Origin of the sequence: Centipeda noxia ATCC 43541, assembly GCF_000160555.1 — a bacterium.
GTDB classification, from domain to species: domain Bacteria; phylum Bacillota; class Negativicutes; order Selenomonadales; family Selenomonadaceae; genus Centipeda; species Centipeda noxia.
The window spans coordinates 374,037-398,008 of sequence record NZ_GG749280.1 but is presented as its reverse complement, the minus strand read 5'-3'; the positions used below and the strand labels follow the sequence as shown (position 1 = coordinate 398,008).

Sequence of the window (23,972 nt, the reverse complement as noted above, 5' to 3'; positions counted from 1 at the left end):
AAACGGGCTGCATCCTTAGGATGCAGCCCGTTTTCTATGCGCGATTAGCTTCGTTTTGTATGGTCGATCTGCGGGATTTTCAGCCCCCGGCGCAGATAGCTTTGCTGGAGCTGATAGATGCTCTGGACGAGGTGGTCGCGTTCGCGTGTCGACAGCGCATCGCCGAAGGCTACGCCGATGTGGTAGGTCATGCCGAGGTTGGTCTCGATGGGCGTCGCCCGCCGAATCGTGCCCTCGGTCTCGAGCGTTCCGATGTGCGGGAGTTCGGGAACGCGCACGACGATGCGTTCGTCCAGGATCAGCGGTTCGTCATGGACGAAACAAAGGCCGCCGCCGCTGATATCGATGAGATGTACCTCACGGTAGTCCGTGAGGCTCGCATGCTCTCCCGGCAGTTTTACCTCGATTGTCATCGGAATGGGGACGCGGACAAACTCGCGCAGCTGAATCCGCTCGGCGCTTTTCGGGAGGTCAAGATACCAGATCGTATCCGGCAGCTGGGAAGCCGCATGATAGGCGGAGAAGAAGTGATAGACGCAGCCGGCTCCCGTGAGGTGGCACTGAAATACCTGTCCGGGCTGGGGCGTGTCGACAAATTTTCCGACGGGGATATCCAGCCGCACGGCAAGGGCGCCGATGGGATGCCCGGCCTTTTGTTCCTCCTCACTGCGTTCGAGTGACCCGTAGTAGTCGATGCCGAGCCCCGGTTCGATGATGTGGATCGAAGCCCCGTGCTTTAGAAGCGCGGTGAGTTTGTCCCCCTCGATCATGGTGTCAGATCCTTTCCATGATGAAATATTTTTATATTAAATAAGGATAACAAAGTATGACGGCAAAGTCAATTTCACAGCGCAAGAAGGAGCGGATTCCTTTGACTTTGCCGTTTGTTCGGGATATAATAACAATCGGTGAATTATATCATCGTATTCAAAATACAGGAAAAGGAATTGGGTGGACGCGATGGCGATGAAGATAGACAGCAGCATCTCGCGGAGCACCTCGCTCACGATGCCGCGCACAGAGAGTGAGACGGGGGTACGCGGCGCTGCAGCAGATTTCAGCACGGAACTGGCAGATCAAGAGTCGTCGATGTCGCGTGAGGCGATGGATCGCCTGCTCGAACAGATCGACGAGCAGGGGGCGCGTCTTTCGAAGTCGCCGACCTATGAGGAGCTGCGTTCCTATCGTTCGCTCATCCAGAGCTTTATCGGCGAGGCCGTGGACGGTATGTACGAGCTGCACACGCAGGCGGGATGGGACCGCCTCGGCCGCCAAAAGGTCTATACCTCTGTGCGCAAGATTGACAAGAAGCTCGAGGAGATGGCCGAGAAGATCCGGCTCGGACAGGCGAGTCAGCTCGATATCATTGCGAGCCATGACGCCATCCGCGGACTGCTCGTCGATCTCTATATGTGATGGCGCGCATCAAAAAATCACCGTTGCCGGCGGAGGAAGGGAGCGTACGCGAGGAATTCCCGAAGGACTGGTCGGATATCCGCGGACATGCGGAGATCATTCGCCGCCTGCGCTTCCTCGCCGCGGCAGAGCGTCTGCCGCATGCGCTGCTGTTTACGGGCGCGGAGGGCGTCGGCAAACGGCGTACGGCGCACGTGCTTGCGCGAACCCTGCTCTGCGCGAAGGGGGGCGATGCTCCCTGCGGACACTGCGATTCCTGTCGTACGATGGAGGCGGGGGTGCATCCTGACTATTTTGAGGCGGTGCCGGAGGCGCGCGGCAAGGGCGCAGCTGCGATCCGTACCGATGCTGTGCGCGAGATTCTCGTCGCGGCATCCGGCGCGCCGATCAGTGCGCGTCGGCGCATCATTCTCATCGACGATGCCGACCGCATGAATGAGACGGCGGCAAATCGTCTGCTCAAGACGCTCGAAGAGCCGTCGGGCGAGGTGATTTTCATCCTTGTGACAAGCGCCTGCGAGGCGATCCTGCCGACCATTCGTTCACGTGCCGTGCGCATTGCGTTCGGTGCGCTGCCGCGCACGGAGCTCGAGACTGCGCTCGCGGAGCGGGGAACAGACAACGGGGAGACGATTGCTGCCCTCGCGGACGGCAGCCTGGGGCGCGCCTATGCGCTTGCGGCAGAGGGGCTTTCTCTGCGCGATGATGCGCTGCGCGTCTTGGCGGAGCTGCCTGCGCTCAGCATGGAGGATATTTGGCGGTACGCAGAGAAGATCGGCGCGTATACCCATGAGGAGCGAAGGGCTTGGCTGGGTTATTTTCAGACGGCCATGCGCGACTTGCTGCTTCTTCTCGAAGACGGGACGGCATCGCAGCTCTTTCATCCCGATCGCCGCGCTGATCTTGGCGTACTCCTTGCGCATATGCTGCGGCCGCAGATCTTTGCGCTCTTGGATGAAAGCAGGAAGCTCCTGCGGCGCTTCGATGCGAACGTGAATCCGGCGCTGCAGGCAGAGGCATTTTTGATACGAGCACGACAGCAATTCATATGAATTGTTTATATATATCGAGGAGGAAGTTTTGCAAACGATTGTTGGTGTCCGCTTTAAATCGGCGGGCAAGATATACTCATTCGGCCAGGGATCGCTGGCTGTCGCCGAGGGCGACCATGTCATCGTGGAGACGGCGCGCGGCATGGAGTGCGGCAAGGTGGTGACGGGCCCGCGCGAGGTGCCGGATGAATCCGTGCCGCCGAATCTGCGCATCGTGCACCGTATTGCCGACGCATCCGATCTTGCGCGCATCGATGAGAATCGGACGCGTGAGCGCGAAGCGCGTACGGTCTGCGAGGAGAAGATCAAAGAGCTCGGGCTCAAGATGAAACTCGTTGACGTTGAGCTGACGTTCGATCTCTCGAAGATGACGTTTTACTTCACCGCGGATGGGCGCGTAGACTTTCGTCAACTCGTTCGCGAGCTTGCGGGCGTATTCCGCACGCGCATCGAGCTGCGTCAGATCGGCGTGCGCGACGAGGCGAAGATGATGGGCGGCATGGGATGCTGCGGGCGGCCGCTCTGCTGTGCGACCTTCCTCGGCGACTTTGTTCCCGTCTCCATCCGCATGGCAAAGGAGCAGAACCTCTCGCTCAACCCGACAAAGATTTCGGGCATCTGCGGGCGCCTCATGTGCTGCCTGAAATATGAGAACGACGGCTACGGATGCGGCGGCTGCATGAAGGAGAAGAAAGAAGAATACACCCCCGTGCAGAATGACCGCGTCGTCGCAGAGAGCGGCGAGGGGCGCATTGTCGCGCTGAACGAGCAGCGTCATATGGCGACCATCCTCATGGATGACGGGAAAACGGTGGTTGCCTCGTGGGACGACATTGCCAAGGCGGATGCCGCGGAGGGAGCGGGCGGCTGCGCATGCCCGCATCGGCTGCAGGCGAGCGCGCAGCATACGCTCCCGAAAGAACAGAGAGAACCGCGCGAGCGCCGTTCCGGCGCCAAACATCGGCGTGACCGGAGCGAGCGGGCATCGGACGGCAATCGCCGCGCGCAGAATCCGAAGCGGAAGCCGCGGCGCACGCCGCGCCCGCAGCACAGCGACGAAGTCTATGAGTGACGCGGAGGCTCTGCGGCCAAATGAACGGATCGATGATCTGTGTACAGGCGGGCGCCGGATCATCCAGCGGACCGACGAATTCTGTTTTTCGATGGACGCCGTACTGCTTGCGCATTTCCCGCGGCTCACAGGACGGGAGCATATCCTTGATCTCGGCACGGGCACGGGGGTCATTCCCCTTCTCGCTGCGGACGGAGCTGCGCAGATCACAGCGGTTGAGCTGAATCCCGTGCAGGCGGCGCTCGCTGCACGGAACGTACAGCTGAACGGCCTTTCGGAGAAAATTACGGTGCGGGAGGGCGATTATCGCGACCCTTCCGCACTTTTTGCATGTGCGGTATTCGACCTCGTCTTTGCGAACCCGCCCTATCGCCCTGTTGCAAGCGGTGCTGTCAGCATAGGAGACGGACGTGCGACAGCGCGGCACGAGATCACGGCGACGCTTGCCGATACCGTGCGTGCGGCGGCATATGCCCTGCGGCATGGGGGAAGGCTCGCGATGGTTCATCTCCCCGAGCGGCTCGGAGAGCTTGTGCTCGCGCTCACGGCCGAGGAACTCGCCGTCAAACGACTGCGTATGGTACAGCCGCGCGCGGACAAGGCGCCGAATCTTCTCCTCCTCGAGGCAGTGAAGGGCGCAGCTCTTGCAGGAATGCGTCACGAGCCCGCGCTCATCGTGCGCGACGCAGAGGGGAACTACACCGCTGAGATCCGTGAGATTTACGGCGGCAGTATCTAAAGAACCGGAAGCAACGAGAAAACGGGACCGATGTACAAAGTCAAAATCGACCTCTGTACATCGGTCCCGTTTTGTGTCTATGAACGGTGTTATCGTTTCCCCTCTGCCTTTGCCATAAACGTATCGGATGTGACAGCGAAGCGTGTGTGCGTGCCGGAACCAATCTCCTCGCGCTCGTCGTACGCCGTTACGCTCAGCGCGACGGCGCGTCCGTCAACTGCCGTTACCTCGGCGACAGCGCGCACGGCGAGACCAACCGGCGTCGCTGCGCGGTGCTTGATGTGGAGTTCCGTACCGACCGTCGTCCAGCCGTCGGGGCATTCGCGCTGGCAGAGCTCTGCGGCCGCGCGTTCCATCAGGGCCGCCATGGCAGGTGTCGCATACACCGCGAGAGACCCGCTTCCAACCGTCGCTGCGGTATTCTCTTCGGTTACTTTCCCGTGCGCCTCGTGCGTCATGCCGACGGCGATACTGCTTGTAAAGTCCATGTGATCCGCTCCTTTTTTGATCTGTCATCATTATAAGCGCCGTGCGCATGGATGTCCAGAGGAATCGAAAATGCACGCGCCCATAAAATATAGTTAAGCATATAAAATGAAAACTGTATACAGATTAGGAGAAATGTTGATTTGCTGTGATAAATAAATATTGTGAAAAGAATACAATTAGAAATCGTGTTGACACGATGAAAACGCTCATGTATCATGATAAATAGATATACAATGCTTCTTTTATACATAGCCGAAAGGTGTGTATCATTCCGCTGCTGTGAAGGGGTTCTTGTATGAGAGGGGATAGGAGATATGTTCAACGGATTGAAGGGCCGGCGTCGGCTGGCACTCTATGTGGCCTTGGGCTTGTCCGCCGGGAGCGGCGTGTTCATGGATGCCTCGGCAGCCTATGCAAGCGATGTGACGATTCCGTCAACGGACACGGCGCATGGAGCGGGGATTAACGGCACTGCAGAAACGGGAAGAAAGGACGGCAATAACGTAACGATCGGCGAAACCGGCGCTGCGGGTCCTGCCATCAACGGGGATGTTGTCGGCGGATATGCAGCTGCGGGGGATACGGCGAACAATACCGTTACGATCCGGAGCATGATTGCCCTTGATCCCGGAAAAGCCGTTTACGGCGGCAGGAGCGACACCGGCTCGGTGACGGGCAATGCTGTCCGCATTGTCGGCGGGCACATGACGAATGTCTACGGCGGATATACGGCCGGTGCGGGCAGGGTTCAGAACAATGCCGTTACTGTTACGGGCGGCACTGTGCACGGACACATTACGGCGGGTGCATCGGCCGGCATGGGCGCCGTCAGCGGCAATACCATTCATCTGGGGGATGAGAGTCACCGCGACCTTTCGGCTGCGGCGCTCACCGACGCCGATCTTCGCGGCGCTGAGACCGGCGGCAGTGCATCAGGCAATATTCTTGCGGTCAATGCCAAGGGGGCCGCGGTGAAATCCGTCGATCGGTTCGACACGTATCGCTTTAACCTCGGCGATGCGATCGGCGCCGGTGATACCATGCTCCAGGTTGTCAATGCAGGAGCGTTCGATCCGGCAGGAAACGGCGTTTCGCTGGAGAATATCAAAATCGGCTCGATTGATCAGCATGGGAGAGGGAGCGTTACTCTTCTTCAGGGGCAGGCGGCGACACAGCTGAAGTTCGACGCATCCGTGCGTGAGCTTGCCGCAACGCTGACGCATGAGCTGGAACTGCGCACAGACAGCGGTATGAATACAGTAAATGCGCTGCTGCTGAACTACAACCGCTTCAACGGGAGCCGCGTGACTCACGACGGAAGAGCAGCGGCAGTCAGTGAACTTTACGGCGGACTTTCCCGTACCGGTCATACGACGACGGACAATGCGCTGACGGTGACGGGCCTCGCCACTGATCTTGCCGCTGCATTCGGCGGAAAGAATGAGGGGGCGGGCGGCGATGTCACGAAAAATCATCTGACAATCACAGGCACTGACGAGCCGGCTCCGCCGAATACCGTGCACGCCATCGCATCGGCATACGGCGGTGCGATCATGAACGCGGCGAATGCCGGAACCGTCGGCGGTGCGGCGGACGGCATGGGCAATGTCATCACGATTGCAGGCGGCACGGTCAATAATGTCTACGGCGGATACAGCGCAGGAAGCGGCGCCGTAGAGGGCAATGCCGTCACCATTACGGGCGGAACAATCGGCAATTCGGTAACCGACGGCAGTGTTTACGGCGGTTATGCGGCGAACGGCACAGCGAGAGCGAATACAGTCACGCTTGGCGGTGCCGACGGTACATATGCCGCGGATCTCGTCCATGCGAACATCTACGGCGACAACGCTGCCGCCAATGCAGAGAACGGCAACACGCTGAACGTTCGGGCGAAGAATATTGCGGTCAAAAGCGTTCAAAATTTTGACAACTACACATTCCAGCTGAACCCTTTGATTACCGATCAGTCGACCATGCTGACGATAGGGCGCGGCGGATTCGGCAGGGAGATCGACTGGAATAAGCTGACGGTTGAGAATCTGCCGGATCTCCAAGGAAGAAACCCCGGCGGCAGGATTACGCTCGTCCGCGGCGACGCGGCGGGCGCGCTGAAGTTTAAGACGGCTTCTGTGCGGCGCAACAACAGCACAAGCGATACAGAATATGTATTGGAGACGGACACGGCGGCGCGCGAGGCGCAGGAGGTGCTCCTGATCTATGCGAAGTTCAAGAACAACACATGGGCGTATAACGGAACGAATCCTGCAGACACGAACGAAGTCTCCGGCGGCATTTCTTACATGGACGGCAGCGACACTGAGGAGAATACACTCGCGGTGACGGGGGTCCCGGCAGCGAACCTCAATGCCGTTTACGGCGGAAAGACCAATGGCGCGGCGCATTCGAAAAATAACCACGTCCTTATTTACAGCACAAACGTCAATCCCTCCAGCCCTGTCCAGCAGGGGCAGATTACGAACGTCTACGGTGGCTATACCGCAGCGGCAAGCGGTGCGGCGAATGGCAATGAGGTCCATGTCTACAACGGACAGGTCGGCACGGTCTATGGAGGAATGGCGGGCGGTGCGGCGAATGGCAACAGCGCCCTCGTCTATGGCGGTACAGTCGTGAATGTCTACGGCGGATCTGCCGCTGCAGCGACGCAGGGGACGGCATCGGAGAATCATGTCACGGTTGCCGGAGGAACGGTCAGCGGACAGATTGCCGGCGGACGCTCCTATGATGCGGCGCAGAACTCGCGCGGCAATGTCGTCACGCTCGGCGCGGGGAACAGTTCTGCGGGGCCGAATATCGCCGGGGCTGCGGTCTATGGAACGAGTTATTATGATACCGCGAACAGCCGTGAGCTGATCCTTGCCAATGACAGCGACAGGATTGCCGGCAATACGCTGCATGTTGCGGCGACCGATATCAGGGCCAGCAGCATTCGCAACTTCGAGAAGCTGAACTTTACGTTGGCGGACAGCTTTAAAGACGGCCGCACCATGCTGACCCTCTCCGATGAGGGCGGCTTCGGCACGGTCACAGATTCTGGCGATCAAGTCCGTATGAAGTGGGAGAACCTCACCGCCGATACAGCGGGGCTCTCCGCGCAGATCGACGCCGGCATCCAGGGCAGGAACACGTTTACGCTGCTGCAGACGCTGGTCCCGGGACCGCCGCCGCAGCGCCCGAACAATCTTCGCTTCAGCGGCTATACGGAGACGGTCTATGCGGATGTTGACCGTGTCTACGAGAAGAAGCTGCATGTGAATTCATCTGCCGTAAAGAATGGTGCGGATGTTGATGCGAACGCTGTGCTGCTTGAGCTGAACCGCTACAAGGACGGCACAGTAACGCATGACGGATCAACATCGCCCGCTGAGGTCTACGGCGGATATTCTGCGTATGACGATACGAAGCAAGTCAACGGTCGGCACATCGGCCATACGACCGAAAACAATACGCTCAGCATCACGGGCGTTGCGACCGGCACAAACAGCCTAAAGGCGTACGGCGGCTATACCGGCGGTGCGCAGGGCGGCGCTGTGGGCAACATGGTTCATGTGAATGTCACGAATGCAACCCCGGGTCACCTTGATTCTGCCTACGGCGGCTACACCAAGGGCGCCGGCGTCGTGCGCGGCAATACGCTGCGGTTCTTGCGCGGCGAGACCGTTCATGATCTGATGGGCGGCTACATTGACAGCACGCGAAGCGATGCCGCTGTCGAAGGCAACAGTGTTCTGGTTGAGGGCGGAAGCGTCGGCGGAACTGTTTACGGCGGCTATACGAAGGGTACCGGCGATGCTGCACGTAATACGGTCACACTCCGCGGCGCAGATGTCGGCGGCGATGTCATCGGCGGGTACAGCGATACAGTGCCGGCGGCCGATGCTCGTGTGACGAACGGCAACACGATCAATCTCTACGGGACGCACATCAGCGGAACGATCTACGGCGGCGCGGCAAAGAACAACGCAAACGAAAAGGTCGCAAACGGCGTAGGCAACACCCTTGCCGTTCGTGACCGCGGAACGAGGGCGGCGGACTTCACGGGCGTACAGAATCTCCATTTTTACATCCCGGAAGGCACGACGGCAGATCCAGCCGCGGCGACGATGCTTCGTCTGACGGATGCCGCGTATCTGACGGACGGCAAAAAAGATCTGACCAATGTCAATGTCGGCGTTCAGCTTGCAGGCGGTCGTCCGACACTCAGCGTCGGCGACACGGTCAGCCTGATGAAGGCATATAAGGTGGATGCCGGCGACAGCAGGGCGGTCGAAATTACATCGAATACACCGCTCGTCAACAACACGACGGGCATGCAGGGTGTCAGCCTCCGCTACAACTTCGATCTCCTTACGCGCGAGGCGCAGAACGAGGCGAACGCCAATACCACGAATCCGAGCCATCTGAGTAATGAGCTCATTGCTCAGGTGACAAATATCGAGCTCAACGAGCAGACGAAGTCGCTCGTTGAGACGAGAGCCGCTGCCACGGCGATGATCAACAGCAGCATCGATTTCCTTGCCGACAACGGGTTCCGTGCGGCGGAGGAGGCGATCTCTGCAGGGCTGGCAGGGGCGCAGGCCTCCGTGTCCGGCGGCAGCAGCTTCCAGATGTGGGCGGCGCAGGGCGGCTCCTCGATTCGCCTGAACTCCGGATCTCATGTGGATACGAAGGGGTGGAATCTCAACCTCGGATTTGCCAAGCAAAAGACCGCCGGCCGCAACACCGTCACCTACGGTCCGCTCCTGGAGTACGGCAGAAGTACGTACGATTCCTATCTGGATGACGGGACGCACGGCGACGGAAAGATGAGCTACTTCGGCGCGGGCGTCATGGCGAAGTCGAAAAATGTCAGCGGTGCCTATGTCGAGGGCAGCGTGCGCGTCGGCCGGGTAAAGAGCGACTATGCAGGCACCGTTTCCGGCATTCGTACCGGCTACGACAACAGCAGCACATACTATGCCGCGCATATCGGCGTCGGGCAGGAGAAGGAACTGAAGGGCGGAAATAAGATTGAGACCTATGCGAAGTACTTCTACTCGCATCAGGGAGGCAATACAACGAAGCTGCACACGGGCGAGACCTACGACTTTGATGCAGTGAACTCGCACCGCATCAAAGTCGGCAGCCGTTACACGAAGAAGTTCAGCAACCGCAGCGAGTTCTATACGGGGCTTGCCTACGAGTACGAGTTCGGCAGCGATGCCGGGGCGACGTATCTGGGGTACAGCACACCGAGCCCGAGCCTCAAGGGCGGCACGGGGCTCCTTGAGCTCGGCTATCAATTCGCTCCGCAGGACGGACGCGTGCGCTACGGCGTGAACCTTATGGGCATGACCGGCAAGCGCAGAGGTCTTGCCGGCAGCGTTCAGATCAACTGGGCGTTCTGAGGAAATATCAACTGTATGCAAAGAGGCGGCCTCCGGGCTGCCTCTTTTGTATACAGAATTATTTTCATCGTGCAGTTGCGCCTGCGGGCGAATCGTTTTATAATAAGGAACGCCTATAAGGGCAGGATATAAAAGAGGTGATACGAGTGAGTGATACGTACAGCGTCGCCATCAGTTACGGCGACGTTCTTGGCTGGATTGACTACGATGCGGCTTCCCGTTCGGCGACGGTGAATCTCGCGGATGAGAAGGGGCGCGCGGCAGTGGATCATTTCCTTGCGCAGGATCATGAGGTCGAGGTGCCGCACGAGACGCTGATGGATTTTACGAAGGAGAACGTCACTCCGCTCGCGGATCGGGAGAGCTTTGAACTGGCTCTGACACGCCTGTGGAATGAGACGGGCGTCCAGGTGGACTGGTCGCGGCCGGTCGACTATGTGAAGGCGCACCCGCATTACTGAGAGACGCTGCATCGTGCGGAATTTCTCAAAGGTTTTACGCCGTCCGGGGGGATGGCGGGAGGAGTTTTTATGATTCGTATTGGTATTCTTGGCTATGGCAATCTCGGCCGCGGCGTGGAGTACGCCGTGGAGGCAAATGAGGATATGGAGCTCGTCGCCGTGTTCACGCGGCGCGCTCCCGCGTCGGTAAAGCCCCGCATGAATGTGCCTGTGGTTTCTGTCGATGACGCGGAGATGTGGAAGAACAAGATCGATGTTCTGATTCTCTGCGGCGGCTCGGCGACAGATCTGCCGGAGCAGACGCCGGCATTCGCAAAGCTGTTCAATGTGGTGGACAGCTTCGACACGCATGCAAAGATTCCTGCGCATTTCGCTGCGGTGGATGCGGCGGCAAAGGAAACGGGTCATGTCGGCGTGATCTCGGTCGGCTGGGATCCCGGCATGTTCTCGCTCGCGCGCGTCTATGCGAACGCGGTTCTCACGAACGGCGCGGACTACACGTTCTGGGGACGCGGCGTCAGCCAGGGGCATTCGGATGCGATTCGCCGCATTCCGGGCGTCAAGGATGCCAAGCAGTACACCGTTCCTGTCCCGGCCGCGCTTGCGGCGGTGCGCAGCGGCGCGAATCCGGCGCTCTCGACGCGCGAAAAGCATACGCGCGAGTGCTATGTCGTGCTCGAGGCGGGCGCGGATAAGGCCGCAGTCGAGAAGGCGATCGTGACGATGCCGAACTACTTCGCAGACTATGATACGACGGTGCATTTCATCACCGAAGAAGAGCTGCAGCGCGATCATGCAGGACTCGCGCATGGTGGATTCGTCATCCGCTCCGGGGCAACGGGCAGGAACGGCGAGCACAAGCATGTGATCGAGTTCAGTCTGAAGCTTGACTCGAACCCCGAGTTCACGGCGTGCGTGCTCGCCGCCTATGCGCGTGCAGCGCATCGTCTCGCTGCCGAGGGTGTGACAGGCTGCAAGACGGTGCTTGACATCGCTCCTGCCTATCTCTCGGCGAAGAGCGGTGCGGAGCTGCGTGCGGCTCTGTTGTAAAATCATATTGTAATCACGGGTGTCTCGTGCAGCTTTGCACGAGGCACTTTTGTATCGGCGCTGCGGCGTTCGAAGAAAGGAGGCGCAGTTATGGGACTGCTTCGGAAATTTTTCAGCAATACGGGGAAACCCGAGGGCGTCATGGGGAGAATTGTCGTCGCGATGATGAACCGCGGCCACGCGGGAATCGCGGCATGGGGCTTTACGCATCTGCGCTTTCGCGGGGATGAGGATGTACTCGACTGCGGCTGCGGCGGCGGCGCCAATCTCGCACAGCTTTTGCGGCTGCTCCCCAAAGGCCGGGTCACGGGGCTGGACTACTCTCCCATCTCCGTGGAGAAGGCACGCGAAGTCAACCGCGCGGCAATCGACGCGGGACGCTGTACAGTAGTGCAGGGCAATGTGCTGGAGCTGCCGTTTGAAAGCAGCAGCTTTGACGCCGTTACGGCATTTGAAACGGTGTACTTTTGGCCGGAGCTCGTGCGCTGCTTCGCCGAGATTCATCGCGTGCTGAAGCCCGGCGGCGTATTCATGATTACCAATGAGGCCACCGGCAGGACGAAGAGTCACGAGAAGTGGCTGAAGATCGTCGACGGCATGACCGTCTACACCGGCGAAGAGCTGGAGGCGCTGCTCATAGACGCAGGCTTTGCGCAGGTGGAGATCGACGAGGACAGGAAGGCGGATCGCCTCAGTGTGCGGGCGTATCGAGCATGAGATCCTGTTCCTTTGCAAATGAAGAAGGCGTCCCATGATCGAGGGACGCTTTTGCTATTTCACCAGGAAGATTTTTCTGTTATAGTAGAGGGAAAGATTCGATTGAGAAAGGAGACCTGTCATGGCGATTACACCGCCGACCCTGCCGACGCCTCCGACTCCGCCAAAGATTTCGATTGGGGAGGCGGCACATGAGGCGCAGGCGAATACGACGCATACGACGGGCGACGCGCAGGCGGAGCAGCAGGCGCGCGACTCGGTGGCACGGGGAAACGGCGCGCTCTCGAAGACAACGACAGGGACACCGCGTGACCGTACGGGGCAGGAGGAGCGCCCGAATGCTGCCGCGCGTACGGATGCGGCGAAGGGCGACGCGGTGAACACCTCGGCGTCAAAGGTGGACCGCGGGACACAGACAGAGGGGCGGACGGGCGCGGATGTTGCAAACGGACTTGATATGGCGCAGGAGAATGCTGCCCTCAGGCAGCAGCTCGCGGGAACGGAGCAGAAACAGCCGCAGGTCCCCGCGTCCTATACGGCGACAAGCGCGCTCTATTGGGCGGGGATGATTGCGCTTGCCCTTGTGCTTGGTCTCTTCTTTTTCCGCCGCTTTTTACAAAAAAAATCGGCACAGGCGCGCGCGGAGGGGCCGTCGCTCGGGGAACGCATTCTCGCGCGCGAGAAAAACGCCGCGGCGCGCAATGCTCCCGCATCAACGCAGACGATGGGGGCGTATGACGATCTCCTTGCGGCGGCAGAGCGTACGCGGCGCGCACGCGATACGCGCGGTGAAATCCTTCCGGAGTACACCGGGCTGACCGCAGGGGAGGCGCTCGAACGTCTGATGGAGGAGGAGCAAGTGCCGCGCGCGCAGATGCGCGGACAGGATGCGCCTGCAGATGTGCGGCATGCTGCTCACCCAAAGCCTGCAGCAGTACAAAAATCTGCGCCGACCACGGCGAAAACATCGCCGACGCAGGAGGATGCGGAGGAGATGCCGCGTTTTGAAGTGCGCGTATAGCGTCCGATGTATGCAACCGTCAAAAAAACATTGACAAATGTTCATGTGCGGGCGATAATGAAGGAGTTTTCCCCATGCAGAGACACTTTGCGGCGCGGCGGAGAGGAGTTTGTTTGCAATGAAACATGTGCTGTCCGTCTTTGTTGAGAACCAGACGGGAGTTCTGGTGCGCGTCGTGAGCATGTTTTCCCGGCGGGAGTTCAACATCGACAGTCTGTCGGTCGGCGTGACGGAGTCGCCGGATTTCTCGCGCATCACCGTTGTGATGCAGGGGGACGGGAATCTCGTTGAGCAGATGATCAAGCAGCTGGAGAAGATTCCCGTCGTGCGGGCGGTTCAGCGGCTGGACGAAAAGAACGCGGCATGCCGCGGCATGACGCTGATCAAGGTGCGGGCAGATGACGACAATCGCCTCGACGTGCTGAAGATGGGCGAGCTGTTCCGCGCACACGTTGTCGATGTGGAGTCCTCCTCGATCATCTTTGAGATCACGGGCAGCGATGACAAGGTGACGGCGTTCCTGAAGGTGATCAAGCCCTACGGCATCGTCGAAGTCATCCGCACGGGTCTCATTGCGCTCGAGCGGGGGGAACACACCATTTATGAACATTGTGAGGAGCGGGAGTACTATGGCAAAAACTTACTATGATCAGGATGTCAACTGGAGCGTGCTCGAGGGCAAGACGGTTGCGGTCATCGGCTACGGCAGCCAGGGCCACGCGCATGCACTGAACCTGAAGGACAGCGGGGTAAACGTTGTCATCGGGCTTTATGCGGGCTCGAAGTCGGCGAAGCTCGCCGCTGAAGACGGGCTCAAGGTTCTCCCCGTAGCGGATGCGGTCAAGGCTGCGGACGTTACGATGGTCCTCATTCCGGATGAGAAGCAGGCGGCGCTCTACAAGAGCGAGATCGCACCGAACCTGAAACCAAACAGCGCGCTCGCATTTGCGCACGGGTTCAACATCCACTTTAACCAAATCGTTCCCGCAGAGAATATCGACGTGTTCATGGTTGCGCCGAAGGGGCCCGGCCATCTCGTACGCCGTACGTTCCGCGAGGGCGGCGGCGTGCCGGATGTGTTCGCGGTCGGACAGGACGCGACGGGCAAATGTTTTGACCTCGCGCTTGCGTATGCACGCGGCATCGGCGGCACGCGCGCGGGCGTCATCCAGACGACATTCCAGGAGGAGACGGAGACCGATCTCTTCGGCGAGCAGGTCGTCCTCTGCGGCGGCGTGACACACCTCATCCAGAGCGGATTCGAGACGCTGATCGAGGCGGGCTATCAGCCGGAGATCGCGTATTTCGAGTGCTTCCATGAGATGAAGCTCATTGTCGACCTCATGTATGAGGGCGGCATGGCGAAGATGCGCAAATCCATCTCCGACACGGCGGAGTACGGTGACTACACGCGCGGCCCGCGCATCATCACCGAGGAGACGAAAGCGGAGATGAAGAAGATCCTCGGCGAGATCCAGGACGGCACGTTTGCACGTCAGTGGCTTACGGAGAACAATGCGGCAGGGCGTGCGCACTTCCTTGCGGAGCGCCGCATCCATGCGGAGCACCCGATCGAAGAGGTCGGTGCGGAGCTGCGCGGCATGATGTCGTGGCTCAAGGACGGCGCTGACCTGCGTAAGGACTAAATTGCACAGAAATAGGGGCAAATATCAGAGGGGCGTTGTCTGTGCAGCGTCCCTCTTTGCGTATTTTGAACATTTGGAGGGCATATGGGCATGAATATGAGCGAGAAGATTCTCGCACGCCATGCAGGTCTGGATCACATCGAGCCAGGGCAGCTCGTGACGTGCCGCCTCGACATGGTGCTCGCAAACGATGTGACGGGACCGCCGTCGATCAAGGAGTTTGAAAAGACGGGCCGTCCCGTTTTTGATCGGACGAAGATCGCGCTGATTCCCGATCATTTTCAGCCGGCAAAGGACATTAAGTCTTCGGAGCTGGCGAAGATCATGCGCGACTTTGCACGCAAGCACGATATTCTGCACTACTATGAGCAGGGCCGCGTCGGCATCGAGCACGTCATCCTGCCGGAGAAGGGCATCGTCGGTCCCGGCATGCTGACGATCGGCGCGGACTCGCACACGTGCACCTACGGCGCCGTGAACGGTTTCTCGACGGGCGTCGGCACAACTGATCTCGCGGTCGGCATGGCGACAGGCGAGGCATGGTTCAAGGTGCCCGAGGCGATCAATGTCCGCCTGACGGGGAAGAAGCCTGCTGACATCAGCGGCAAGGATGTCATCCTGACGCTGATCGGCATGATCGGCGTGGACGGCGCGCTCTACCAGAGCCTCGAGTTCACGGGCGAGGGCGTTGCGGATCTCACGATGACCGATCGTCTGACGATTGCCAACATGGCGATCGAGGCGGGCGGAAAGAACGGCATCTTCCCGTATGACGATGTGTGCAGAGCGTACGTCGAGGAACGCATGAAGGCGCCCTTTGAGCCGGTACATGCCGATCCCGACGCGCATTATGCGCGTACGGTGGAGATCAACCTCAGCGAACTGCGTCCCGTTGTGTCCTTCCCGCATCTGCCGGAGAATACGAAGCGTGTGATGGACATTGCGGAGCCGATCGAGATCGATCAGGTGGTCATCGGCTCATGCACGAACGGGCGTCTTGAGGACATGGAGATCGCAGCGGAGATTCTGAAGGGACATACGGTGCACGAGCGCGTACGCTGCATCGTCATCCCGGGCTCGCCGTGGGTCTATCAGGAATCGATGCGGCGCGGCTACCTCGACATCTTCATGGAGGCGGGCGCGGCGATCTCGACACCGACCTGCGGGCCGTGTCTCGGCGGCTACATGGGCATTCTCGCGGCAGGCGAGCGCTGCGTCTCAACGACGAACCGCAATTTCCGCGGACGCATGGGGCACGTCGACAGCGAGGTCTATCTTGCAGGTCCGCACGTGGCGGCCGCGAGCGCGATACTGGGGCGGATTGCGGCTCCCGAGGAGGTGGTGTGATGTTCGAGGGGAAGGTCTGGCGCTACGGCGACAACATCGATACGGACGTGATTATTCCTGCGCGCTATCTCAATACATTTGAGCCGAAGGCCCTTGCGGAGCACTGTATGGAGGACATCGACACGACGTTTGCCAAGGAGGTCGCTGCGGGCGACATCATGGTCGGCGGGCGCAACTTCGGCTGCGGCTCCTCGCGCGAGCACGCGCCGATTGCGATTGCGGCATCGGGGATCCCTGTCGTCATCGCGGCGAGCTTTGCGCGCATCTTCTACCGCAACGGCATCAACATCGGCCTGCCGCTCCTTGAGATCGGCGACGATGTGGAGAAGATCAGCGCGGGTGACCGCCTGCGCGTCGACACGGCGACGGGGGCAATCGAGAACCTCACGACGGGCGATACGTTTCGCGCGCATCCGCTGCCGGGCTTCGTGCAGGAGATTGCGCAGGCGGGCGGCCTTTTGAACTACATCCGCGAGAATGGGGGCTTCCGTCATGGCGTATAAGATTGCAGTCGTTCCCGGCGACGGCATCGGACAGGAGATCACGCAGGAAGCCGTGCGCGTTTTGCGCGCCGTCGACGCGAAATTCGCGCTCGGGCTGACGTACGAGACGCGCGACGCGGGCGGCACGGCATACGATAAGTACGGCACACCGCTTCCTGAGGACACGCTCGCGGTCTGCAGGGAATCGGACGGCGTGCTCTTCGGCGCGGTCGGCGGAACGAAGTGGGACAGTGCAGAGCCTGCGCTTCGTCCCGAGCGCGCGATTTTGGGCCTCCGCAAAGGGCTTGGACTGTATGCGAATCTGCGTCCAGTGAAGGTCGCGGACGCACTGATCGAGCATTCCCCCTTAAAGCCGGAACTCGTGCGCGGCGTCGACCTTGTCATCGTGCGTGAGCTGATCGGCGGCATCTACTTCGGAGAGAAATGCGAGTCCGAGCAGGTAGACGGCGCGGAGCGCGCATGGGACATGGAGAACTACTCTGTGCCCGAGGTGGAGCGCATCGCACGTCTCGCGTTCGAGACGGCGCGCCTGCGCCGCGGAAAAGTTACCTCTGTGGACAAGGCGAACGTGCTTGCGACCTCGCGCCTCTGGCGGCGCACGGTGACGGCGCTCGCGCCGGAGTATGCGGATGTGGCGCTTGATCATCTCTATGTGGACAACTGTGCCATGCAGCTTGCCGTGCGTCCGACACAGTTCGATGTGATTGTGACGGGCAATCTCTTCGGGGACATCCTCTCCGATGAGGCGGCGGTGATCGGAGGCTCGATCGGTCTCATGCCGTCGGCGTCCATCGGTACGGGGACGAGTCTCTTTGAGCCGATTCACGGCAGCGCGCCCGACATCGCGGGGCAGGGCATCGCAAACCCACTCGGGACGATCCTCTCGGCGGCGATGCTGCTGCGCTACGCACTCCGCGAGGAGGAAGCGGCGGATGCCGTTGAGGCAGCGGTGGACGCGGCGCTCGCCGAGGGCAGGCGCACGGCAGACATCTACATCGAGGGAAGCGGCTGCACGAAGGTCGGCACGACAGAGATGACCGACGCTGTGCTTGCACATTTATAGAAATTACGAGCAAGCTCCACGCGAACACCTCGTTGCGCAAGTGATCGTGTACTTATCTGCCGAAATACCTGCGGACTTCTTAAACGCGCTACGCTCGAACGAAAGAAATTCGCTGGGGCAGAACGCACACTTTACTCACTTGCTCCACTAGGATTCGCTTAGGAGCTTTACTCATCTCATCCGCAACAAAAAGGGAATGCCCGTGCGGGCATTCCCTTTTTTGCGTCCATAAAATCACTCCGCCGCCGCGTGCCTGTTCATGATATATCTCCACCGGACAAACAGCGCGAGCAGGAGGAGGATCGCGCCTGCCGTCGGGAAGAGATAGTGCATGCCGAGGTAGGTTGCGACAACGCCGCCGAGGAGCGGTCCCGCTGCGCCGCCGATTTGCTGGGCGGAAAAGAGAAGCCCAAAGACGCTGCCTTTGAGCTGCGGGGGTGTATGCTGGGCAATGATTGCGTTCAGCGAGGGCTGAATCCCTGCGATAAAGAGCCCCACGCCGAACTGCATGACGGCGAACGGCATGAGCGTATCGGGAATGCCCTGCAGGGTGAACATGATTCCTCCGAACAGCATGGCGAGGAACATGGAGTTGAAGTAGGTGCGCCGCGTGCCGTAGATGCCCCAGAGCGGTGCGGCAATTGCCCCCGCGATCCCGCTGAGAGAGAATACCGCACCCGCGACAAAGACGATGTTGTCCATTGAGCCCGCAAGTGCCTTGATGTAGGTCGTGATGACGGGCATGAGGATATAGAGCACCATTTGTGCGAGCGTACTCACGATCATCATCGTGCGCAGGATGGGGATGTGCCAGAGGTGCATCGGATTTTTTTCCTCTGCCGTAAGCGGCACGGTACTTTTCGGCATCGGCGGTTCTTTGATGATAAATGTAAAGGCAAGAAAGTTGATGAAGAGCGCCAGACCGCCGATGTAGAAACTCGTGCGCATCCCGAACAGCTCTGCGAGAACGCCGCCGAGCAGAGGTCCGACGACACCGCCGGCAGTCAGCGTGCCCTGCATAATGCCGAGGGAGAAACCAAGGCGTTCCTGGGGCGCATAGAGCGTCATGATGGCGAGATCCATCGGCCATAGCCCCGAGGCAAAGCCCTGAAAGACGCGCACGATGATGAGCTGCTCGGGCGAGGTGACAATACCGCCGAGCAGATAGCTGATGGCAATGAGAAGGCTCGCGCGCATCGCCATGAGGCGCTTCCCTTTGCGGTCGGCAATACGTCCCCAGATCGGAGCCATAACAGCGGAGACGAAAAAAGTCACCGAGAACGAAAGTCCTGCCCAGAGACTTACAGAGGTGTCATCCACACCCAGCTCGTTCGTCAGATACATCGGCAGAAACGGTATGATCATCGTATAGCTTGCGGACATGAAGAGCACATTGCAGGTGAGCAGAGCGAGTACGACCTTCCAATTCATGCGCGGCATTCCTTTCTCAAAAAATATGTCTTCTGTATTCTACCACGTTTTTCGGAAAAAGGAATAAGGGGAAGGGGACCTATTTCCTAAACGTTGATTTTCAAGGCTCGTTGTGTTATGATAGCAAAGACACGAAAGAACTCGATATTTGAAAAAGCGCGCCGATACGGCAGCGCCACAAAACACCGCAACACTGTCTGCCGCGCGTCACTTACGGCAGATTTTTTTGAAAGTAAGGTTTGCTCATGAAACACATCGTCGTAGATCTGGAGATGAACCCCGTCTCGAAGGAATACAGAGAGGTACGAAGAAAGCTGAACGGGGAGATCATTGAGATCGGCGCCGTGCGTTTGAATGAGAATTATGAGCAGGAAGACGAATTCCAGTGCTATGTCTGTCCCGAATACGGGATGGTAAAGAAACATATTACCGAGCTCACGGGCATCACACAGGAGAAGGTCGAGGGACATCCGGCGTTCTCGGACAGCTTCCATTCGTTTGTCGCGTGGATCGGCGCGGCGGAGACGAAGATATACTCCTGGAGTATGTCCGACATTAAGCAGCTGCGAAAAGAGTGCCGGCTGAAGCTCCCTGACTTTGATGTAAACTGGCTCGATACGCGGTGGGTCGATCTGCAGCAGGAATTCGACGACCGCCTCGGCCTCCACAACAGCCTCGCACTGAAGCATGCACTCGGCGCGATGGGACGCCGGTTCGAGGGCAGTCAGCACTCGGCGCTCGCCGATGCAGTCAACACGAGCGCCGTCCTCGCTCTCATGCAGGACGATGCGAAGTTCCGCGAGACCATGCGCCCCGTACTCGAGATCCTCGCGCCCAGCGAAGGCCTCTCGAACTCCATAGGCGACCTCTTTCCGGATCTCGAGAAATTGAAAAAGAACTTGTAAGAAAAAGGGCATCTTCAAAGATGCTCTTTTTGTATGCACAATAAAAAGCCGCCCCACGGGCGGCTCGTATAGTCGAATTGGTGGAGATGAGGAGAATCGAACTCCTGTCCGAAGATAACGTCACATGGATTTCTCCGAGCGCAGTCTGTGTTTTGCTTTAAGCGCCGCGTCCCCCGCAGACAGGGTGCGCAGTTCCGATCACGATTGTGTTCCCGTGAGAGTTATCGTGCAGTGGCTCTCAGGTATCCCGCGTTTGACCCCTGTATCCATCCGTGCGGGAGACAGACGGAAAGGGGCTGGCTTAAGCCGCCAGAGCGTAGTCTTCGTTTGCTTTTATGTTTAATAAAAGTGTTCACCTTACTGACGGGATGATGACCCCCCGGCTCGCTGTCCACATGCTGCCCATCCCCGTCGAGACCATTACATCCCCGATAATGGAAGCACATGTGCCTGCATATATCATAACAGAACGAACGAAGCCTGTCAAATCGGTTCATTTTATCAGCGATTCTCTTGCAAGTTCGAAAAATTTTTAGTATCATATAGCATGAATTCGTATGTGACAGATTTCCGGGAGGATATTGCTTGCAAAAAGAGAGAACGCTGGCGTCGCGTGTGGTCTATGACGGCATCGGACTGCATTCGGGACGGCCGGTACACATGGAACTTGCTCCGGCACCGCCGGGGACGGGGATCCTGTTTGCGCGTTCGGATATGCCGGAGGAGCCGCCCGTTGCGGCGACGGCGGCCAACGTGACGGCGACGCTCCGCGCGACGACGATCAGCGCGGGCGCATTGAAATTCTTTACGATTGAGCATCTGATGAGTGCACTGCATGTACATGGCGTCGATAACTGCCGCGTGACGCTTGATGCTGAGGAGCCTCCCGTTGTGGACGGCAGCGCGCGTACGTTCTTCCGCCTCATTGCTGAGGCAGGGACGGTCGAACAGGATACGGACCGCCATGTGACGGTGATTGACCGCGTCTACCGTGCGGACGACGGCGGCCATTTCGTTATGGCTGTGCCCTATGACGGGCTGCGTGTCTCGTTTACATCGCTCAACGATCATCCGCTGGTCGGCGTTCAGTACTACGATATCGAGGTTACGCCGGAGGCATACGAAAAAGAGATCGCGCCCGCGCGGACGATCGCCTATGAAAAGGAAATCGAGGCGCTGCGTGCAAACGGTCTCGGCCTCGGCGGCTCGCTCGAGACGGTGATCGTCTACAACGACGAGGGATGGATGAACGCGCTGAACTTCCCGAACGAGCTCGTGCGGCACAAGATCCTCGACGTGATCGGGGACATCCGGCTGGCCGGCATGATTCGCGGACACATCATCGCCGTGGCGTCGGGACACGCGCTCAATACGGCGCTGGCGAAACAGATTGCAGGGAAGAGGGAATAAGCATGACTTTGGACATCAATGAGATTCAGCAGATTCTGCCGCATCGCCCGCCGATGCTTCTCGTAGACCGCATTACGGATCTGGTGCCGTTCAAGTCGGCAACGGGGATCAAATGCGTGACGATGAATGAGCCGTTCTTCCTCGGACATTTTCCGGGGCATCCGATTATGCCCGGCGTCCTTCTCCTCGAGGGAATGGCGCAGGTGGGCGGCGTGGCCATGCTCTATCCGGCCGAACACCGCGGCAAGATTGCGCTCTTCGGCGGCATGGAGAATGTGAAGTTCAAGCGCCCCGTTGTACCCGGCGATGTTGTCGTGACAAAGGCGGAGCTCGTACGCGTGCGCGGTGTCTTCGGCGTGCTGCATGCGGATGCCTATGTGGAGGATGAGCTCGTGGCCGCGGCGGATTTCAAGTTCGCACTGAAAAACGGGGATGAAATCTAAGAAATAGTGATAAATACTGAAAAAATGGACATATTCCGCCACAGAAGAGAATTATTCGGAATTTACGGCTGATTTTCCGAAGTGAAAGAAAATCGCTTCTGCCGGATTCTAACAGAGAGTGGAAAATGTCTGCCCCGAATCGTGTGGGGCTGAAGGAGTTGAGACAGATGACAAGCAGCAGCAAGGTTCTTGCCTATATCCATGAAACCGCTGTCATTGCACCGACAGCGCGCATTGCGCGAAACGTGGAGATCGGTCCTTATGCGGTCATCTCTGACCATGTTCAGATCGGTGAGGGAACGAAGATCGGCCCGCACGTTGTGATCAAGGAGTGGACCCAGATCGGTCGTGACTGCCACATATTCCAGGGTGCGTCCATCGGCGAGGTGCCGCAGGATCTGAAGTTCAAGGGCGAAAAAAGCTATACATTCATCGGTGACCGGACCACCATCCGCGAGTGTGCAACCGTGCACCGCGCGACGGGCGAGAGCGAGGAGACACGCATCGGCGACGACTGCCTGCTCATGGCATATACACACATTGCGCATAACTGTGTGCTCGGCAACCGCATCATCATGAGCAACGCTGCGATGCTCGCAGGACACGCGACCGTCGAGGATGGCGTCGTGATCGGCGGCATGGCGGGCGTACACCAGTTTGTGAAGATCGGCCGCAATGCGATGATCGGCGGCACGTCGAAGCTCGTGCAGGATGTTGTGCCGTTCACAATGGTGGACGGGCATCCGGCGCGTGCGGTAGGACTCAACAGCGTCGGCATCTCGCGTGCGGGCATACCGCTCGACGTGCGGCGGCGCATTAAGCATGCATATAAGATCCTCTACCGCTCGGGGCTGAACCTCACGCAGGCGATTGCCGTGATTGAGCAGGAGGTGGATTCCTGCGAGGAGATCGATCATCTCCTGCGTTTCCTCCGCAATGCGGAGCGCGGAATCTGCCGCGAGCGTCATGAGGACGAGTAAGGGAGAAATCTATGGAAAAACTGGGTCTGCTCGCGGGCGTCGGGCATCTGCCCGCTGCGTGCGCGCGTGCGGCGCGTGCGCAGGGCTATGAGGTACACGCGATCGCGCTCCTGCCGGATGTCGATCCGGAGCTGCAGGAGGCGGCGTCGGTCTACCGTGCGATCAGCATTGGCTCGATCGCTGAGATTTTGGCCTATCTCCGACAGGAGGAGATCAAGAAGGTCACCATGATCGGCAAGGTGACGAAGGAGCTTCTCTTCACGGGGGCGATCCAGCCGGATGAGATGCTGCGCGGAATGCTCATGCAGCTGCCGAACCAAAATGACGATACCATCATGATGATGTTTGTCGGTGCGCTGATGAAGATCGGCGTGACGCCGCTCGATCAGACGGCGCTCATCCGTCCGCTCATGCCGGCGGCAGGGATACTCACGAGCCGCCTGCCGACGGATGCCGAGCGCGCGGATATGGAGTATGGTCTTCAGATGGCGCGCGAGATCGGGCGCCTCGATATCGGGCAGACCGCCGTTGTAAAAAATCGTGCCGTCATGGCGCTCGAAGCGATCGAGGGGACGGATGCGTGCATCCGCCGCGGCGGGGCGCTCGCAGGCGGCGGCGCCGTTGTCGCGAAGGCGGCAAAGCCCCAGCAGGACAGCCGCTTTGACGTGCCCACAGTCGGACTTGATACGATCGAGTCGCTGGTCGCGGCAAAGGCATCGGCGCTCGTGCTCGAGGCGGATAAGACCCTCTTCATCGACAAGGAGCGCGCAGTGGCGCTCGCCGAGGCAAACGGAATTACAATTGCGGCGATGTAAGGGA

At 59.3% G+C, this 23,972-nt stretch carries 22 protein-coding genes and 1 other RNA gene; 19 read left to right on the top strand and 4 right to left on the bottom strand.

Going from position 1 to position 23,972, the window contains the following annotated elements:
• Nucleotides 1–44: 44 nt before the first annotated feature.
• Nucleotides 45–770 carry a flagellar brake protein gene (locus HMPREF7545_RS05835; RefSeq protein ID WP_006694770.1) on the bottom strand — a complete coding sequence of 242 codons (726 nt, stop codon included), beginning with the start codon at nt 768–770 and terminating at the stop codon, nt 45–47.
• Nucleotides 771–960: 190 nt separating this feature from the next.
• Here HMPREF7545_RS05835 and HMPREF7545_RS05830 point away from each other — a divergent pair, with 190 nt between their 5' ends.
• From HMPREF7545_RS05830 to HMPREF7545_RS05815, 4 genes are read left to right on the top strand one after another with little or no spacing between them, the layout of a single operon-like run.
• Nucleotides 961–1,416 (top strand): YaaR family protein, encoded by a 456-nt coding sequence (locus HMPREF7545_RS05830; protein ID WP_006694768.1) that lies wholly within the window; start codon nt 961–963, stop codon nt 1,414–1,416.
• Nucleotides 1,416–2,468 (top strand): DNA polymerase III subunit delta', encoded by a 1,053-nt coding sequence (gene holB, locus HMPREF7545_RS05825; RefSeq protein ID WP_006694767.1) that lies wholly within the window; start codon nt 1,416–1,418, stop codon nt 2,466–2,468. Before HMPREF7545_RS05830 ends, holB begins: the two co-directional genes overlap by 1 nt.
• Before the next feature lie 28 nt (nt 2,469–2,496).
• The gene (locus HMPREF7545_RS05820; RefSeq protein WP_040571236.1) at nt 2,497–3,540 is read left to right on the top strand and encodes a PSP1 domain-containing protein; all 1,044 of its coding nucleotides are present in this window, start codon (nt 2,497–2,499) and stop codon (nt 3,538–3,540) included.
• Nucleotides 3,533–4,279 (top strand): tRNA1(Val) (adenine(37)-N6)-methyltransferase, encoded by a 747-nt coding sequence (locus HMPREF7545_RS05815; protein ID WP_006694765.1) that lies wholly within the window; start codon nt 3,533–3,535, stop codon nt 4,277–4,279. The genes HMPREF7545_RS05820 and HMPREF7545_RS05815 overlap by 8 nt, the downstream gene beginning before the upstream one ends.
• Before the next feature lie 89 nt (nt 4,280–4,368).
• On the opposite strand, the gene HMPREF7545_RS05810 is transcribed toward HMPREF7545_RS05815, so the two are convergent.
• A complete protein-coding gene (locus HMPREF7545_RS05810) occupies nt 4,369–4,767 on the bottom strand; it encodes a thioesterase family protein (protein ID WP_006694764.1) in 399 nt (132 codons plus the stop codon).
• A 315-nt stretch (nt 4,768–5,082) separates the two neighbouring features.
• On the opposite strand from HMPREF7545_RS05810, the gene HMPREF7545_RS05805 reads away from it, so the two are divergent.
• The 10 genes from HMPREF7545_RS05805 to leuB all read left to right on the top strand — a co-directional run bounded on the left by HMPREF7545_RS05805 (nt 5,083) and on the right by leuB (nt 17,984).
• Nucleotides 5,083–10,176 carry an autotransporter outer membrane beta-barrel domain-containing protein gene (locus tag HMPREF7545_RS05805; protein ID WP_006694762.1) on the top strand — a complete coding sequence of 1,698 codons (5,094 nt, stop codon included), beginning with the start codon at nt 5,083–5,085 and terminating at the stop codon, nt 10,174–10,176.
• A 146-nt stretch (nt 10,177–10,322) separates the two neighbouring features.
• Nucleotides 10,323–10,637: a hypothetical protein gene (locus tag HMPREF7545_RS05800; protein ID WP_006694761.1), complete on the top strand. Its 315-nt coding sequence runs from the start codon at nt 10,323–10,325 to the stop codon at nt 10,635–10,637.
• Nucleotides 10,638–10,706: 69 nt separating this feature from the next.
• Nucleotides 10,707–11,687, top strand: coding sequence for a diaminopimelate dehydrogenase (locus tag HMPREF7545_RS05795; RefSeq protein WP_040571235.1), 981 nt, complete (start codon nt 10,707–10,709; stop codon nt 11,685–11,687).
• 90 nt (nt 11,688–11,777) lie between these two features.
• Nucleotides 11,778–12,404, top strand: a complete 627-nt coding sequence (locus HMPREF7545_RS05790) for a class I SAM-dependent methyltransferase (RefSeq protein ID WP_006694759.1) — start codon at nt 11,778–11,780, stop codon at nt 12,402–12,404.
• 121 nt (nt 12,405–12,525) lie between these two features.
• Entirely contained in the window at nt 12,526–13,425 is a 900-nt protein-coding gene (locus HMPREF7545_RS05785; protein ID WP_006694758.1) for a hypothetical protein, read from the top strand.
• A 118-nt stretch (nt 13,426–13,543) separates the two neighbouring features.
• Entirely contained in the window at nt 13,544–14,074 is a 531-nt protein-coding gene (gene ilvN, locus HMPREF7545_RS05780; protein WP_006694757.1) for an acetolactate synthase small subunit, read from the top strand.
• On the top strand, nt 14,055–15,071 hold the full coding sequence (gene ilvC, locus HMPREF7545_RS05775; protein ID WP_006694756.1) for a ketol-acid reductoisomerase: 1,017 nt from the start codon (nt 14,055–14,057) through the stop codon (nt 15,069–15,071). Before ilvN ends, ilvC begins: the two co-directional genes overlap by 20 nt.
• Nucleotides 15,072–15,155: 84 nt before the next feature.
• Nucleotides 15,156–16,418 carry a 3-isopropylmalate dehydratase large subunit gene (leuC, locus tag HMPREF7545_RS05770; RefSeq protein WP_006694755.1) on the top strand — a complete coding sequence of 421 codons (1,263 nt, stop codon included), beginning with the start codon at nt 15,156–15,158 and terminating at the stop codon, nt 16,416–16,418.
• Nucleotides 16,418–16,921: a 3-isopropylmalate dehydratase small subunit gene (locus HMPREF7545_RS05765; protein WP_006694754.1), complete on the top strand. Its 504-nt coding sequence runs from the start codon at nt 16,418–16,420 to the stop codon at nt 16,919–16,921. The genes leuC and HMPREF7545_RS05765 overlap by 1 nt, the downstream gene beginning before the upstream one ends.
• Complete coding sequence (gene leuB / locus HMPREF7545_RS05760) at nt 16,911–17,984, top strand: 3-isopropylmalate dehydrogenase (RefSeq protein WP_006694753.1); 1,074 nt, start codon at nt 16,911–16,913, stop codon at nt 17,982–17,984. Before HMPREF7545_RS05765 ends, leuB begins: the two co-directional genes overlap by 11 nt.
• A gap of 234 nt (nt 17,985–18,218) precedes the next feature.
• Here leuB and HMPREF7545_RS05755 read toward each other — a convergent pair whose 3' ends face one another.
• A complete protein-coding gene (locus HMPREF7545_RS05755; protein WP_040571234.1) occupies nt 18,219–19,415 on the bottom strand; it encodes an MFS transporter in 1,197 nt (398 codons plus the stop codon).
• Nucleotides 19,416–19,660: 245 nt separating this feature from the next.
• On the opposite strand from HMPREF7545_RS05755, the gene HMPREF7545_RS05750 reads away from it, so the two are divergent.
• Nucleotides 19,661–20,320 (top strand): 3'-5' exonuclease, encoded by a 660-nt coding sequence (locus HMPREF7545_RS05750; protein WP_006694749.1) that lies wholly within the window; start codon nt 19,661–19,663, stop codon nt 20,318–20,320.
• 78 nt (nt 20,321–20,398) lie between these two features.
• Here the strand turns inward: HMPREF7545_RS05750 and ssrA are convergent.
• Nucleotides 20,399–20,750: a transfer-messenger RNA gene (gene ssrA, locus HMPREF7545_RS10035) on the bottom strand.
• Nucleotides 20,751–20,905: 155 nt separating this feature from the next.
• On the opposite strand from ssrA, the gene lpxC reads away from it, so the two are divergent.
• The 4 genes from lpxC to HMPREF7545_RS05730 all read left to right on the top strand — a co-directional run bounded on the left by lpxC (nt 20,906) and on the right by HMPREF7545_RS05730 (nt 23,968).
• Nucleotides 20,906–21,730, top strand: a complete 825-nt coding sequence (gene lpxC / locus HMPREF7545_RS05745; RefSeq protein WP_040571233.1) for a UDP-3-O-acyl-N-acetylglucosamine deacetylase — start codon at nt 20,906–20,908, stop codon at nt 21,728–21,730.
• Nucleotides 21,731–21,732: 2 nt separating this feature from the next.
• The gene (fabZ, locus tag HMPREF7545_RS05740) at nt 21,733–22,173 is read left to right on the top strand and encodes a 3-hydroxyacyl-ACP dehydratase FabZ (RefSeq protein ID WP_006694746.1); all 441 of its coding nucleotides are present in this window, start codon (nt 21,733–21,735) and stop codon (nt 22,171–22,173) included.
• 167 nt (nt 22,174–22,340) lie between these two features.
• The gene (lpxA, locus tag HMPREF7545_RS05735) at nt 22,341–23,153 is read left to right on the top strand and encodes an acyl-ACP--UDP-N-acetylglucosamine O-acyltransferase (RefSeq protein ID WP_040571232.1); all 813 of its coding nucleotides are present in this window, start codon (nt 22,341–22,343) and stop codon (nt 23,151–23,153) included.
• A gap of 11 nt (nt 23,154–23,164) precedes the next feature.
• The gene (locus HMPREF7545_RS05730; protein ID WP_006694744.1) at nt 23,165–23,968 is read left to right on the top strand and encodes an LpxI family protein; all 804 of its coding nucleotides are present in this window, start codon (nt 23,165–23,167) and stop codon (nt 23,966–23,968) included.
• Nucleotides 23,969–23,972 lie beyond the last annotated feature (4 nt).